Origin of the sequence: Accumulibacter sp. (genome assembly GCF_023806635.1) — a bacterium.
GTDB lineage: Bacteria > Pseudomonadota > Gammaproteobacteria > Burkholderiales > Rhodocyclaceae > Accumulibacter.
The window spans coordinates 1-15,142 of the sequence record NZ_JAMTDQ010000069.1 but is presented as its reverse complement, the minus strand read 5'-3'; the positions used below and the strand labels follow the sequence as shown (position 1 = coordinate 15,142).

At 67.1% G+C, this 15,142-nt stretch carries 12 protein-coding genes and 1 pseudogene; 7 read left to right on the top strand and 6 right to left on the bottom strand.

Annotated elements, in window-relative coordinates:
• A pseudogene (locus NFW30_RS12725) lies at positions 1-883 on the bottom strand (cation acetate symporter); the annotation flags it as partial.
• The gene (locus NFW30_RS12720) at positions 880-1,200 is read right to left on the bottom strand and encodes a DUF485 domain-containing protein (RefSeq protein ID WP_295355535.1); all 321 of its coding nucleotides are present in this window, start codon (positions 1,198-1,200) and stop codon (positions 880-882) included. The gene NFW30_RS12720 and the pseudogene NFW30_RS12725, both read right to left, overlap by 4 nt.
• A gap of 139 nt (positions 1,201-1,339) precedes the next feature.
• On the opposite strand from NFW30_RS12720, the gene NFW30_RS12715 reads away from it, so the two are divergent.
• The 4 genes from NFW30_RS12715 to NFW30_RS12700 all read left to right on the top strand — a co-directional run bounded on the left by NFW30_RS12715 (position 1,340) and on the right by NFW30_RS12700 (position 7,698).
• A complete protein-coding gene (locus tag NFW30_RS12715; protein ID WP_295355533.1) occupies positions 1,340-2,452 on the top strand; it encodes an efflux RND transporter periplasmic adaptor subunit in 1,113 nt (370 codons plus the stop codon).
• Positions 2,449-5,511, top strand: coding sequence for an efflux RND transporter permease subunit (locus tag NFW30_RS12710; protein ID WP_295355531.1), 3,063 nt, complete (start codon positions 2,449-2,451; stop codon positions 5,509-5,511). Before NFW30_RS12715 ends, NFW30_RS12710 begins: the two co-directional genes overlap by 4 nt.
• A gap of 291 nt (positions 5,512-5,802) precedes the next feature.
• A complete protein-coding gene (locus NFW30_RS12705; RefSeq protein WP_295355529.1) occupies positions 5,803-6,459 on the top strand; it encodes a carbonic anhydrase family protein in 657 nt (218 codons plus the stop codon).
• A gap of 72 nt (positions 6,460-6,531) precedes the next feature.
• Positions 6,532-7,698, top strand: a complete 1,167-nt coding sequence (locus NFW30_RS12700; RefSeq protein ID WP_295355527.1) for a PQQ-binding-like beta-propeller repeat protein — start codon at positions 6,532-6,534, stop codon at positions 7,696-7,698.
• Between the two features lie 177 nt (positions 7,699-7,875).
• On the opposite strand, the gene NFW30_RS12695 is transcribed toward NFW30_RS12700, so the two are convergent.
• From NFW30_RS12695 to NFW30_RS12680, 4 genes are read right to left on the bottom strand one after another with little or no spacing between them, the layout of a single operon-like run.
• The gene (locus NFW30_RS12695) at positions 7,876-8,838 is read right to left on the bottom strand and encodes a helix-turn-helix domain-containing protein (RefSeq protein ID WP_295355525.1); all 963 of its coding nucleotides are present in this window, start codon (positions 8,836-8,838) and stop codon (positions 7,876-7,878) included.
• Positions 8,835-9,725 (bottom strand): EamA family transporter, encoded by an 891-nt coding sequence (locus tag NFW30_RS12690; RefSeq protein WP_295355523.1) that lies wholly within the window; start codon positions 9,723-9,725, stop codon positions 8,835-8,837. The genes NFW30_RS12695 and NFW30_RS12690 overlap by 4 nt, the downstream gene beginning before the upstream one ends.
• A complete protein-coding gene (locus NFW30_RS12685) occupies positions 9,712-9,939 on the bottom strand; it encodes a DUF1272 domain-containing protein (RefSeq protein ID WP_295355521.1) in 228 nt (75 codons plus the stop codon). The genes NFW30_RS12690 and NFW30_RS12685 overlap by 14 nt, the downstream gene beginning before the upstream one ends.
• Entirely contained in the window at positions 9,932-10,516 is a 585-nt protein-coding gene (locus NFW30_RS12680) for an isochorismatase family protein (RefSeq protein WP_295355519.1), read from the bottom strand. The genes NFW30_RS12685 and NFW30_RS12680 overlap by 8 nt, the downstream gene beginning before the upstream one ends.
• 426 nt (positions 10,517-10,942) lie before the next feature.
• Here NFW30_RS12680 and NFW30_RS12675 point away from each other — a divergent pair, with 426 nt between their 5' ends.
• The 3 genes from NFW30_RS12675 to NFW30_RS12665 form a co-directional block, all read left to right on the top strand.
• A complete protein-coding gene (locus NFW30_RS12675; RefSeq protein ID WP_295355517.1) occupies positions 10,943-12,883 on the top strand; it encodes a DUF47 family protein in 1,941 nt (646 codons plus the stop codon).
• Between the two features lie 15 nt (positions 12,884-12,898).
• Positions 12,899-14,560, top strand: coding sequence for a PEP/pyruvate-binding domain-containing protein (locus tag NFW30_RS12670; RefSeq protein ID WP_295355515.1), 1,662 nt, complete (start codon positions 12,899-12,901; stop codon positions 14,558-14,560).
• Positions 14,561-14,705: 145 nt separating this feature from the next.
• A partial coding sequence (locus NFW30_RS12665) for a TM2 domain-containing protein (RefSeq protein WP_295355513.1) occupies positions 14,706-15,142 on the top strand: 437 nt, incomplete at its 3' end.

Sequence of the window (15,142 nt, the reverse complement as noted above, 5' to 3'; positions counted from 1 at the left end):
CTTCCTTGGCGTTGCCGACGGTGAAGAAGCGCATCAGGATGTGCGGCAGGCCGGCGGTACCGAACATCAGGCCGAGGCCGAGCGAGATGGCGGTGATCGGGTCGGCGAGCAGGCTGCCCGGCGCCATCAGCCTGGCGCCGAGCTTGTGCACGGCCTCGACCTTGGTCAGCAGATCGGAGAAGGAGAAACCGAACTGCGAGTAGGCCAGGATCATGGTCAGCGTGCCACCGGCGAGCAACAGGCAGGCCTTGATGATCTGTACCCAGGTCGTCGCGACCATGCCGCCGAAAGCGACATAGATCATCATCAGGATGCCGACGATGAAGATCGCGATGTTGTAGTCGAGGCCGAACAGCAGCTTGATCAGCTGCCCCGCGCCAACCATCTGCGCGATCAGGTAGAAGACGACCACGACCAGTGACGAGATCGCCGCCATCGTCCGCACCGTGCCCTGGTCGAGCCGGTAAGATGTGATGTCGGCAAAGGTGAACCGGCCGAGGTTGCGCAGCCGCTCCGCCATCAGGAAGAGGATGATCGGCCAGCCGGCGAAGAAAGCGAGCATGTAGATGTAGGCGTCGTAGCCCTGGCTGTAGGCCATCGCCGTCAACCCGAGCAGCGTCGCTGCCGACATGTAGTCGCCGGCGATCGCCAGGCCATTCTGGAAGCCGGTGATGCCGCCGCCGGCGGTGTAGAAGTCGGCGGTCGTCTTGGTGCGACTCGCCGCCCACTTGGTGATGAACAGCGTCAACGACACGAAGATCAGGAACATGATGATCGCGTGCCAGTTGGTCGCCTGCTTGGCTGTCGCCTCGACCGCCGGCGCGGCTTGCACCAGGCCGGCGGCGCCGGCGAGGGCCAGGGTCGTCAGGGTGCGAGCGATCATTTGCCCTCCTTCTGTGCGTCCTTGATCAGCTCCTGCGTCAGGTCGTCGAACTCGCCGTTGGCGCGGCGCACGTAGACGACTGTCGTCAGCCAGAAGAAGATGAAGAGGGCCAGCTCGATCGTGTAACCGATCGGCCACATCGAGCCCTCGGCGATCTTCTGCCCGAGCAGCCCCGGGTTGAAGGCGACGAGCATGAAGAATCCGTAGAACAGGACCAGCACGATCGTTGCCAGGGTCCAGGCGAAGCGCCCCCGCTTCTGGACCAGCTCATGGAATTTGGGATTCACCCGCATTCGCTCGTAAATCATACTACTCATGATAACGTGACCTCCTCTTTGATATTGTTGACGCCGTTTGGCAGCGGTGTCGACCCGTTGCCGACAAGACGATCCCCTTGCCGCGCGGAATACTAACCCAGATCAATGGCTTGTTCAAACAATGAAGAAAGGCGGAAAAGTGCCAGTCGTTGCGTTTACAGCGACGATCCTGGCTGTCGCGCTGGCTGCATGCCAGCCGCAGGCATCGACATCGGCACAGCCGCCGGCAGCTCGAGCGGCGCTGACGGTCAGCGCGGTCGCGCCGGAGTGGCGCGACTGGCCGCTGACGCTGGCGGCTGGCGGCAACGTCGCCGCCTGGCAGGAGGCGATCATCGGCCCCGAATTGAGCAACCATCGCATCACCGAGGTGCGTGCCAACGTCGGTGACCGGGTACGCAAGGGCACCGTCCTGGCGCGCATCGACAGCGAGGCCGTGGACAGCGAACTGGCCGAGGCGCGGGCGGCGGTCGCCGAGGCCGAAGCGACGCTGGCCGAGGCGCGTGCCAACCACGAGCGCTCGAAGCAGCTGCGCGAGAAGGGCTTCTACAGCCCGCAGCAGGGAATCCAGAGCGAGACCGCCGCGGCAACGGCGCTGGCCCGGCTGCATGCGGCACAGGCGCGGCTGCGCGCCAACGAACTCCGGCGCGCCAGGGCCGATGTGCTGGCGCCGGACGACGGCATCATCAGCGCGCGCGCCGCAACCGTCGGTTCGCTGACGCAACCCGGACAGGAGCTCTTTCGGCTGATTCGCGGCGGTCGCCTCGAGTGGCGTGCCGAGGTCACTGCCAACGAGCTGGCACTCTTCCGGGCCGGGCTGCCGGCGCGGCTGGAAGCTCCCGGCGGCGCCGCCGTCGAGGGCCAGGTGCGGGCGGTGGCGCCGAGCGTGGACGCGCAGACGCGCAACGGATTGGTCTACGTCGATCTGCCACCGGCCGCAGCCGAAGTCCTGAGCGCCGGCATGTTCGTCCGCGGACAGTTCGAGTTCGGCCGACGTCCGGCGCTTAGCCTGCCACAATCGGCGGTGCTCCTGCGCGAGGGCTTCAGCTACGTCTTCCGCATCGAACCTGCCGCCGCTGGTCCCGACCAACTGGCGACGGTGCGCGAAGTGAAGGTCGGCAGCGGTCGTCGCAACGGCGAGCGGATCGAGATCAGCAACGGTCTCGCCGCCGGCGAGATGGTGGTCGCCAGCGGCGGCGCCTTCCTCGCCGATGGCGACACGGTTCGCCTCGTCGCGGCCGGAAAGCCGCAATGAACGTTTCCGCGTGGTCGATCCGCAACCCGATCGCCTCGCTTCTGTTCTTCGCGCTGCTCACCCTGTTCGGGCTGATGGCCTTCAGCGGAATGGGCATCCAGCAGTTTCCCGACGTCGATCTGCCGACCGTCGCCGTCAGCGCCAGCCTGCCCGGTGCGGCGCCGGCGCAGATGGAGAACGAGGTGGCGCGCAAGATCGAGAACTCGGTCGCCACGCTGCAGGGCGTCAAGCACATCTACACCAAGGTGCAGGACGGTCTGGCGACGATCACCGTCGAGTTCCGGCTCGAGAAGCCGACGCAGGAAGCGGTCGACGACGTCCGCGACGCGGTTTCCCGGGTCCGCTCCGATCTGCCCGCCGACATCAAGGATCCGGTGATCTCGCGGGTCACGCTTGCCGGTGCGCCGATCCTGACCTACACCGTCGCATCGAGCCGCATGGACGACGAAGCCCTGTCCTGGTTCGTCGACAACACGGTGACGCGGACCCTTCTCAGCGTCCGCGGGGTCGGCTCGGTGACCCGCGTCGGCGGCGTCAGCCGCGAGATCCGCATCGAACTCGACCCCGCCCGCCTGCTCGCCCTGCGCGCCACGGCGGCGGACATCTCGCGCCAGCTGCGCGAGGTGCAGCAGGAAGCAGCCGGTGGTCGAGCCGACGTCGGTGGCGTCGAGCAGTCGGTCCGCACGATCGCGACGGTGCAGTCGGCCGACGAACTCGCCGCGCTCGAGATCGCCCTCGGCGATGGCCGGCGCGTGCGCCTGAGCGAACTGGCGACGGTCAGCGACACGGTCGCCGAGCAGCGCTCGGCCGCCCTGCTCGATGGCCGGCCCGTCGTCGGTTTCGAGATCGTCCGCGCGCGCGGTGCCAGCGAGGCGGCCGTCGCACAGGGTGTGCGCGCGGCGCTGCAGGCCCTGCAGGCGGCGCATCCCGACATTGCCATCAGCGAGGCCTTCAACTTCGTCGACCCGGTGGTCGACAACTTCGAGGGCTCGATGTGGCTCCTGATCGAAGGCGCGATCCTCGCCGTGATCGTCGTCTGGTTGTTCCTCCGCGACTGGCGGGCGACCCTGGTCTCGGCGCTCGCGCTGCCCCTGTCGATCATCCCGACCTTTGCCGCCATGCACCTGCTGGGCTTCACGCTGAACGTCGTCACCCTGCTGGCGCTGTCGCTGGTCGTCGGCGTCCTGGTCGACGACGCGATCGTCGAGATCGAAAACATCATGCGCCACCTCCGTCTCGGAAAGACGCCGTACCAGGCGGCGATGGAAGCGGCCGACGAGATCGGCATGGCGGTCATCGCCACCACCTTCACCCTGATCGCCGTCTTCCTGCCGACCGCATTCATGAGCGGGGTGGCCGGCAAGTTCTTCGTCCACTTCGGCTGGACGGCGGCGATCGCCGTCTTCTTCTCGCTCGTCGTCGCCCGCATGCTGACGCCGATGATGGCCGCCCATCTGCTGCGCCCACCACGTGGCATGGCGACCGAGCCCGCGTGGCTGCGGCTCTACGGCCACTGGGTGACGGCCTGCCTGTCACATCGGCGGGTTACCGTGGCGGTCGCGCTTGCCTTCTTCATCGGCTCGTTCGCCCTCCTGCCGCTGCTGCCGAAAGGCTTTCTGCCACCGGACGACCTCTCGCAGACGCAGGTCCACCTGGCGCTGCAGCCGGGCAGCAGCTTCCGCGACACCCTTGTCGCTGCCGAGGCGGCGCGGCGGATCGTCGAGCAGAACCCGCATGTGCGGATGGTCTACACCGCCATCGGTGGCGGTGCCACCGGCAGCGACCCCTCTGCGCCGCGTGGCGCGGCCGAGGTCCGCAAGGCGACGCTGACGATCAACATGACGCCGCGCAGTGCGCGCGGCGGGGTGCGGAAGCAGGATGTCGAACAACAGTTGCGTGACGCGCTGACTGTCCTGCCGGGCATCCAGGTGAAGGTGGGGCTCGGCGGTTCGAGCGAAAAGTACGTGCTCGTTCTCGCCGGCGAGGACGGCGCACTGCTCGCCGGGCACGCCCGCGTCGTCGAGCGCGAATTGCGCAGCCTGCCGGGAATCGGTGCCGTCACTTCCAGTGCCGGACTGGTGCGCCCGGAACTCGTCGTGCGGCCGGATTTCGCCGCCGCCGCCGACCTCGGCGTGACCTCGGCGGCGATCGCCGAGGTGCTGCGGATCGCCACCGCCGGCGACTACGACCAGAGCCTCGCCAAGCTCAACCTGGCGCAGCGGCAGTTGCCGATCGTCGTCAAGCTGCCAGCGGCGGCGCGCCAGGATCTGGGTCTGCTCGAACGGCTGACGGTGCCGGGAAAGAACGGGCCGGTGATGATCGGCCAGGTCGCCGACCTCAGCCTCGCCGGCGGTCCGGCCGAGATCGACCGCTACGATCGACTGCGCAACGTCAACTTCGAGATCGAACTCAACCAGCAGCCACTGGGCGAGGTCGAGGCGCAGGCGCTGGCGCTGCCGAGCCTGCAGAAGCTGCCGCCGGGGATCCTGCAGACGACGGTCGGCGATGCCGAAGCGATGGGCGAGCTGTTCCGTGGCTTCGGCCTGGCGATGCTGACCGGCGTGCTGTGCATCTATGCCGTGCTGGTCCTGCTGCTGAAGGATTTCGTGCAGCCGGTGACCATCCTGGTTGCCCTCGTGCTGTCGATACCCGGCGCCTTCCTCGCCCTCTTCGTCACCGGTACGGCGCTGTCGATGCCGTCGATGATCGGCCTCATCATGCTGATGGGAATCGCCACCAAGAACTCGATCCTGCTCGTCGACTACATCGTCCTCGCCCGCCGCGATCTCGGGCTCGACCGCTGGCCGGCGCTGCTCGATGCCTGCCGCAAGCGCGCCCGGCCGATCGTCATGACCACCGTCGCCATGGGCGCCGGCATGCTGCCGATCGCCATCGGGCTCGGCACCGACCCGAGTTTCCGCGCGCCGATGGCGATCGTCGTCATTGGCGGACTGATCACCTCGACCTTCCTCAGCCTGCTCGTCATCCCGGTCGTCTACACCTACGTGGACGACGGCATCACGTGCCTTCGCCGGCGGCTGCGCCGAGGCCGTTCCTGACCATCGCATCCCGGTGTTGGCGACTGCACCGGCAGAACCACCGGCTGGCGGCTGGCGGCTGGCGGCTGGCGGCTGGCGGCCGGCGGCTGGCGGCTGGCGGCCGGCGGCTGGCGGCCGGCGGCCGGCGGTTCGACCCATTGTCGGAAGAGCGCGACGTGAGGGCCTTGCGACCAGCAATCTGCGATCACACCGCGGCACACCGGGCTCCACCTGACGTACAATTCCGTCGTCAGGTCTTGCTTGACGGTTCTGAAAGTGCGGTTGTCACCTTCCTCTCCAGGACTCCTCTTCGTGCTGCTGGCGGTCCTTGCCGGAGCACCGGCGCAGCTTCGTGCCGACGTCTGCGGACGCGGGCGAGCACAATCACCGATCGACGTCGTGCTGACCCAGCCCCGTGCCTTGCCTGGCCTGGAAGTCCGGTATCGTTTTGGCCAACCGCGACTCGCCAACGACGGACATACGTTGCGCCTCCGTTTCGCGGACGGCGGCCATCTGATCATCGGCACGCAGCGGTTTCGACTCCAGCAGATCCACTTTCACTCGCCAGGCGGAGACAAGGTGCGCGGGGAGGAATTCCCGATGGCGGCCCACTACCTGCACCGGGGATCGGACGGCAGCCTGCTGTCCCTGGTGGTCTTCTTCCGGATCGGGCACGAGAACCCCCTGCTGGCTCGGCTTCTCGATACGATGCCGGCACCGGATTCGCGCGAGCGCCCCGTTGCGGCCGATCGTCTCGACCGTGATGCGGCCATTCCGGTCAGGCGCGGCTATTACGCCTATCGTGGTTCGCTCACCGCACCGCCCTGCACGGAAGGTGTGCGATGGCTGCTGTTGAAGGAAGCGCTCGAACTCTCGGCTGACCAGTTGGCGCGGTACAGGCACGCGTTCGCTGACAACGCGCGGGCCACGCAACCGCTCTACGGCCGGATCGTCGAAGAAAGCGAGTGAGCTGCTGCACGCCCGCTTCCTTGCTTTCTTGGACGCTTGTTCACTTGACCACCTGCCGGAAAACCTTCGGCCATGAAAGGAACGCAGTCGATGTTGAGAATGTCCCTTTTCCCGGTGCGAATCGCCTTGAGCACCGTGATGTTCGCCCTGACTGCGGCCAGCCCAGCCGTTGCCGCAGAAAATGCGGTCGTCAAGCCGAAAGGCACCGAGGTGAAGGTTACTGCCGAGATGCTGGGTGCAGGCATCGTTTCCAGCGGTGTCACCCTTCCCCCCATTCCGCCGGTCACCGGGAACAGGAAGCAACCAGTGCCTTCCTGGGGCAAGCCGCTTCCCTACCCGATCTTGATCGCCGATCGGCGAAACAACCGACTCATCGAAGTCGCTCCGGACAAGCGAATCGTATGGGAATTCCCTTCGCCGAATCTCAAGGTCTACCGTGGCAATGAAGACGTCAATTTCTCGTCGGACGGCAAGCTCCTGGCAGTCAGCGAAGAGGACAACTACGATGTCCACATCGTCGACTACGAAAAACGGCAACTTGTCTGGACCCACGGGACACCCGATGTCCGGGGCAGCGGCAACGATCATTTCAACTACCCCGACGATGCACACCTCCTCGAAGATGGTACCTTCCTGACCGCAGACATCCGCAACTGCCGTGTCGTCATCATCGATCCGAAGAATGGTCGAATCGTGACGCAGTGGGGGACACCCGGAAAGTGTGTGCACAACCCGCCCCACACGCTGGGCCACCCGAATGGAGCAACGCCCCTCGAAAACGGCGACATTCTGCTTACCGAGATACAGGACAGCTGGATCACGCGCATCACGCGCGCGGGGAAAGTCGTGTGGAGCACCCGCGCGCCCAACATCCGTTACCCCTCGGACGCCTTCCCGACGGTAGACGGAAAGCAGGTGATCGTCGCGGATTTCTGGAAACCCGGTCGGGTCGTGATCTTCGACCCGGCAACCGGCAGGATCAGCTGGGAATACTTCGCCAAGGATGGCGAGCGGATGCTCGATCATTGTTCGCTCGCCCGCGAACTGCCCGATACCGGCGACATCCTCGTTGCCGACGACCTCAACGACCGCGTCATCGTGATCGACCGAAAGACGAAGGAAATCATCTGGCAATATGGCGAGTTCAAGAAGAAGGGATACGGGCCGGGCCTGCTGAATTACCCGGACGGCTTTGACATCGACGTCTTTCGCGACTGGAAGGCAGCACTGAGGAAGTGACTCGTGTGCCGCCGGCTGGTGCCCGGCGGCGGGTTGCAATGTGCAGATCACCCCGGGCATGAGCCGGACTGATCGGTCGGCGATGCCGCAGCGATGCCTGCGCCGTTGCACGGCGTTCGTCTGACGATGCTGGCCTTCGGGTCGCGGCGGCGTCAACTGCGCCAGCAGGGCGTCGGGTCAACGGGCAGCGGCGGTTCGCCGGCGCTGCTCACGCGGCACCCCGGCTGCATGTCGTCGCCAGACACGGCGAAAGTCGCGGGCCGAATTGAAACCGCTCAGTTCGGCGACACGCTCGACCGACAGGCGTCCGTCGGCGAGCAGTTCGCGGGCACGGGCGATGCGCAACTGCTGCTGGTAGGCCAGCACGCCGACGCCGGCGTGCTCCGCGAACAGCCGCGTCAGATGCCGCGTGCTGACGTGCGCCCGTTGCGCCAGTTCAGCCAACGTCCAGGATCGCTCCGGCTCCTGCGCCATCGCGTCCTGCGCACGGTGTACGGCCGGATGCAGGTGGTTGCGATGCGCCAGCCACGGGGAGAGCTGCTCGTCGTGGCCGCTGCGACGCAGGTAGACGACGAGCCGGCGGGCGACCCGCGCGGCCAGTTCGGCGCCGGCATGACGTTCGATCAGGTAGAGTGCCAGGTCGATGCCGGTGGTGATGCCGGCGCTGGTCAGCAGCTGGCCATCCTCGACGAAGACCCGGTTCTCCTGCACCCGGGCAGTCGGCGCCAGCGCCCGCAGATCGTCGATCAGGCTGTGGTGGGTCGTGCACTGGCGATGCTCGAGCAGGCCGGCGGCCGCCAGCAGCAGCGCGCCGGAACAGATGCTGGCGATGGCGGTGTCGGCGCGCGGGGCGTGGCGCAACCAATCGATGACCGCGTGCGCTTCCGGCCGGGCGTAGTCTTCGGCTTCGCAGGCATTGCCGGTGACGATCAGCAGACTGTGCGGCGGCAGCTCGGGCGGCAGTGCGCGCAGGCCGCCGATTTCGACGCCGAGCGAGGTGGCGAGTCGCGGTACCGGTGCGCAGTGGTGCAGCAACAGGTCGGCACCCATCTCGGCGGCCATGCGCAGTGCTTCCGCCGGCCCGGCGTAGTCGAGCAGGAGGACGCCCGGGGTGAGGACGAACCACACCGACAGCGTCATGCTCGCACGCCGACCCGCAGCAGAAGACGGGCGCCGAACAGATTGATCACCAGGCCGAGCATCAGCAACGCGGCACCGGCGAAGTGCAGCGGCTGCAGCGCCTCGCCAAATGCCAGCCAGCCGGTCGTCAGCCCGACCAGCGGCACCAACAGACTGAACGGCGCAACCTGGTTGACCGGGTAGGCGCCGAGCAGGCGCGTCCACAAACCGTAGCCGAGCAGCGTCGCCGCCCAGGCGAGATAGGCGACGGCGGCGAACGAGCGCAGGCTGAAGACGCCGATCGCCGAATCGATCGCCGGCCAGCCTTCGAGCAGCAGCGACAGCGCGAGGAAGGGGAGCGGGGGCACGAGGCCGGCCCAGACGACGAAGGCGAGCTGGTTGATCGGCCCGTAGCGGCCCACTGCCCGGGTGACGATGTTGCCCGTGGCCCACATCGAGGCGGCAGCCAGCGTCAACAGAAAGCCCAGCAGTGGCATCTCGAGTCCGTGCGCCGAGCCGATCAGGGCCAGGCCGCCCGCCGCCAGCAGCAGGCCTGCGAGCTGGTGGCCCTGCCAGCGCTCCTTCAGCCACACGGCGGCGAGAATCATCGTCAGGAAGGCCTGTGACTGCAGCACCAGCGAAGCGAGGCCGGACGGCATGCCGAGGTGGATCGCAGAGAACAGGAAGGCGAACTGCCCGACCGAGATGCTCATGCCGTAGGCCAGGTAGAGGCGCCAGGGCAGCTTCGGCGGGCGCAGGAAGAACACCGCCGGGAAAGCGGCGAGCAGGAAACGCAGGGCACCGAGCAACAGTGGCGGAACCTCGGCGACGCCGGCGCGGATGACGGCGAAATTGAGTCCCCAGACGCCGACCACCAACAGCGCCAGCGCGATGTCACGCGGATGCATCGTGCCCAGGCCCGTCGCCGCTGCCGGTGGCCGGTGCGCCGACGCGCCGTGGGCGGCGAAGCAGTTCGCCGCCGCAATTGGGGCAGCGACCGGCCAGTCGTGAAATCGCGCAGCTGACACAGAAGGTGCATTCGAACGAACAGATCATCGCCTCTGCCGCATCCGGCGGCAGGTCTCGACCGCAGGCCTCGCAGTTCGGGCGCAGTTCAAGCATCGGCTTCTCCCGGATCCTGCAGGCATTCGTCGACGCCGAGCACCTTGGCAAAGCGTCCGGCGAGCACCAGTTCGCAGCGTTCCTTGATTTCCGCCGGCGAGAAGAGGCGACCGTTGCGCGGATGCGTCATCGCAAAGGTGAGCGTCGCGTCGATGACGAAGGCCACCTCGTAGCCGATGTCGGAGCCGACGCGTGCCGTCGTCTCGCAACACTGCTCGCTGCGGATGCCGGCGATCAGCAGGCGTTCGATGCGCAGGCGGCGCAGGTACAGATCGAGGCCGGTGTCCGAAAAGGCGTTGTGGGTGTGCTTGAAGAAGCAGGCGTCGGGCGATCCCGGCAGCCAGTCGAGCGCACGCACATGTCCCGAGGCGATGCTGAAGGGGCCGTTCGGCTCGACATGGAAGACGTGCACCACCGGCACGCCGCGCTGCCGGCAAGCGGCCTCGAGGCGGAGCAGGGCCGCCCGGAACGGCGGCAGGTCGAGTTCCGACCAGTACGGCATGTGGCGAAAAGACTCCTGCACGTCGATGATGATGAGCGCTGCCCGACGCTCACCCGGAACACCAGTCGCGGACATCCGTGGACCCCAGGTTGTTGACAACGTTGCGAGCTTAACGCCAGTCAGCACGGGCGACGATACCTTTTCCGGACATCAAGCGGACAAGATTCGCCATCGTTCGCAGGGAGTGGCGATGGCGCAGTGCGGGCCGCCGACTCCATCGTCGGATGGTCCCGCTTCGCGGATGATGGTTCCTTTCCTGCCGGAGGTCGAATTCGGCAACCGCCGTGCCGGCAATGATTGGGAAGCGGACCCGGCACCGCTGCTGGTCGACAACGGACGGGCTCGCTGCGGCAGCACCGGCCGTTCGCATCGCGCGCGGCATCTTCCCGTCGCGCCAGCACGACCGCGAAGACGATCGTCATCGTTCCGCAGCGAAACAGACATCGGGCCGCAATACGGGCCATGCATTCTGCGCCGGTCCCGTCACCAGGTACTCCCACGATGACCGAAAAGCTCAAGATTGTCGGCGCGCTCGGCGAAGACGCACTGTTGCTGCCGGCGCTGGTCAACGACGCGCTGACCGCGAACGACCGGGCCAAGTACTACTTTTCACTGCTGCAGACGGCGCGCGTGCGCGCCGACAACCTCGAGCGCCCGTTCTCGACCCTGCGCGAGGAACGGATCGCCTCCTCGGTCGATCAGCCCGCGCTCGACCAGGTGGTGGCCGCCGCACGGCGCAGCCCGGAGGGCCCCTACCTGATCCCGCAAGCGGAGCAGATCGTGCACAAGTTGCTGGCGGCGATACGCGAAATGATCGCACCGCTGGCGGCGGTCGCCGACGGCGATCACTCTGCCGGCTTCGGCGAGCGTCTGGCGCGGCTCTCGGCCGCCGCCGTCGCCGAGGACGACCAGATCGACGCGGCGTGCATCGACACCATGACTCGGGCCGACCGCCAGCGCGGCGACAGCCTGCACCTGCTGGTGATGGACCTGCACAAGGAACTCAACGTCCTGCAGGCGGCGCTGGCGACGGAATCCGTAGAAGGCGCGATGACCTACGGACTGGCGGACGAGGATCGCGAACTCGTCGCGGCGTTCATGCAGGGGGTCAGGCGGACGGCGCCGCTGAAGTTCGATCATCCTGGCCTGGGCACGACGGCTGCCCGCTCGGGCGGGGTGGTGGTGATCCAGAACGACATCGGCACGACCGATGCGCATGTCCTGGTGATCCGTGTCGACAACCTGACGGTGACGACCCTGTATTCGGATGTCCATCTGCAGCGACTGAATTTCTTCGCATCGCTCTTCGCGCGCTGGAAGGTCCGTTGGGACGACATCCTGTCGCGCCGTGACGGTGCCATGGACGATGGCCTCTATCACCTTGCGGCTGCCCGCCATGAGGCCGGCGACCGCGACGGCCTGCTCGACTTCCTCGCCTTCCTCGGTTCGCGGCTGGTCTTCCTGATCGACTGGAACAAGGCGCGCAAGCGCCTGCGCAGCCTGCTCGGCAAGGCCGACGCGGCCGATCTGCTGAAATGGGCGGCAGACGAGGACGTCGGACACATGGGATTCCTCAAGTGTGGCGGTGACGAGCTGATCTATCGCGGCCTGGCGCTCGCCGCCCGCGGCGACTATCGCCCCGGCCTCTTCCTGCACGACGTGCTGCCGCGCAATCTGGCGCGGGAGTTCATGCAGTTCGTCTTCCGTGCCGCCTCGCTCGGACTGCGCGAGGGCAAGCAGATCCTGCTGATCGAGGACGAGGTGGTGGTCGAGCTGTCGCGCTTCTTCCGCAGTGCCGAGGAACGGCTGCTCGACATGGCTGCCGAGCATGCCGCGCTGACCTGGGAGGTGGCAGCCGGCTTGCGCGACAGCCTGCTGCGCGCCCGTCTGTCCGACTGGCAGCGTCATTTCGGCCATAACGCCGAGCGCGCCAAGGCCTGGGAATCGCAGGCCGACGAGCTGGTCCAGGCGGCACGGCTGGCGATGCGCCGCAGCGAGCCGGCGGCTTTCCTCGCGCAGCTCATCGAGGCCGCCGACGAAGTGGTCGACTGCCTCGAGGATGCCGCGTTCCGTCTGACGACGCTGCCGGCGGAGAGCAACGGCGATCTCTGTCGGCAGCTCGAGACACTGGCGCGGCTGGTACTGGCCGCTGCCCAGGAGTACGTCAAGGTCGTCGCCACGGCCCGCAGCGGGCGCGACGCCTCGTCACGCGAGGACATGCAGGACCTGCTGGCCGGCGTTCACCGCATCATCGCCCTCGAGCACCAGTGCGACGATGCCGAGCGTGCGGCGGAAGCCGCTCTGCTGGCCCGCGCCGGCAGCTTCCGCGAACTCTACGTCCTGGCGGAGGCCGGCAAGAACCTCGAACAGGCGGTCGACGAGCTGCTGCGCGTCGCCCTGAAGTTTCGCGACCACGCGCTGAGCGAAGTCGCTGCACACTAGGATGGGAGGAAGAAAATGTCTGGAGTACCGGCAGCACAGCGCTCGCCGTTCCTGTTCGGCGGCAAGGCGGCCACGTCACGGCCCGGCAGCATCGAGGAAATGGGTTTCAAGGCTTTCAACCTGGTCGCGATGAGCGGCCTCGGACTGCCGGTTCCACAGGGTTTCGTCCTCACCACCGGCTTCGCCCGGCAGGCCGTCACCGCTGCCGGCGGCGCATCGGCCGAACTGCGCGACGCCCTCGCCGAGGGAATCCGCCATGTCGAGCGCGAGAGCGGGCTCGGCTTCGGCGCGCGCCGACGGCCCTTGCTCGTTTCGGTGCGGAGCGGAGCGCCGGTATCGATGCCCGGAATGATGGAGACGCTGCTCGACGTCGGGGTCAACGATCTGACGGTCGACGCGATCATCCGCAGCACCGGCAATCCGCGCCTGGCCTGGGACTGCTACCGACGCCTGGTGCAGGGTTTCGCGGAAGTCGTGCATGATTGCCCGGCAAGCGCCTTCGCCAGCCGTCTCGACGAATGCATGCGCGCCTGCGGGGCCAGCAACTCGCGCGAGATCGACTTTCGCAGTCTCGCCTCGCTGACACGCGACTATCTGGCACTCTTCGAGCAACTGACCGGCACGCCGTTTCCACAGGAGCCGATGCTGCAACTCGAACAGGCCGCCGTGGCAGTGGTTCGTTCGTGGCAGTCCGAGAAGGCCGTCAGCTACCGCCGGGCACACCACATCGGCGATTCGCCGGGCACCGCAGTGACGGTACAGCGGATGGTCTTCGGCAACTCCGGGGGAATGTCCGGCGCCGGTGTCGCCTTTTCCCGCGACCCGTCGACCGGGGCCAGCGAACCGTACCTGGATTTCCTGTTCAATGCCCAGGGTGAGGACGTCGTCTCGGGCCGGCACGCGCTGGCTGACGAAGTGCCACTCGAGAAGCTGTTGCCCGACACCCGCCGCGAGATCGAAAGGATCGCCGCTGCACTCGAGGGAGCGTTCGGTGATGCGCAGGAGTTCGAGTTCACGGTCGAGGACGGCAAGCTGTTCATGCTGCAGACGCGAGTTGCCAAGAGGACACCGCTGGCAGCGCTGCGCATCGCCGTCGACCTCGTGGCCACCGGGCTGGTCAGTCCCGCGGTGGCGCTCGCGCAACTGCAGGCTGTCGATCTGGCAAGCATCGAGGAAGTGAGCCTGGCGCACCCCGACGAACAGGCTTTCCTGGCCAGCGCCACGCCGGCAGGCATCGGCATCGCCGTTGGCCGCCTGGTCCTCGACGTCGCGGCTGCCGAGAGACTGGCAGCGGCAGGCGATCCGGTGCTTCTGGTGCGGCAGGAAACGGCGACCGCGGACATCGCCGGGATCGCCGTCAGCGCCGGCATCCTCACCGCCCTCGGCGGCCGCACCTCGCACGCTGCGGTGGTGGCGAGACAGCTCGGCAAGGTCTGCCTGGTCGGCTGCCGCGAACTGGTGCCCGACCTCGCCCGGCGACGTTGCCGGATCGCCGGCCACGAGCTCGCCGAGGGCGACTGGCTGTGCCTCGACGGCAACAACGGCCGCATCCATGCCGGCCGGCCGGAAGTCGTCAGGAAGAGGCCCGACGAACTCTTGCAGCAGGTCGAGAACTGGCGCCGCCAGCTTGCCGCCGGCAGCGAGAGCGCTGCCACAGCGGTCGCCCGCGCCGCCTGAACGACGTCGCCGACAGCCACAGTCGCCGCGAACAGGGTCCGCGGGGGGTGCCATCGACGCAACGAGATGGTACCCTTCACCCTGCGCGCAGCCGGACCATGGTCGATTCGCCCGGCAGGCAAGCTGACGACACGGAGTGATGCACATGCAGCAAAGGGACAACCACAGCAAGCTCATTGGCTACCTGCTCTGGCTTTTCGGCTTTCTCGGCGCGCACCGCTTCTATTACGGCAAGCCGGTGACCGGGACGATCTGGTTCTTCACCCTCGGCCTGCTGGGAATCGGTTGGCTGATCGACCTCTTCCTGATCCCCGGAATGGATCGCGACGCCGATCTGCGCTTCCATTCCGGCGCCATCGACTACAACATCGCCTGGCTGCTGCTGACCTTCCTCGGCGTCCTCGGTGTACACCGGATGTATCAGGGCAAATGGCCGACCGGCATCCTCTACCTGCTCACCGGCGGGCTCTTCCTGATCGGCATCCTGTACGACTTCTGGACGATGAACCAGCAGATCTCCCTGCGCACACCAGTTCTCATTTCGACCCCCATGGCCGGGAGTGGTGAGGTTCAGGACGATTG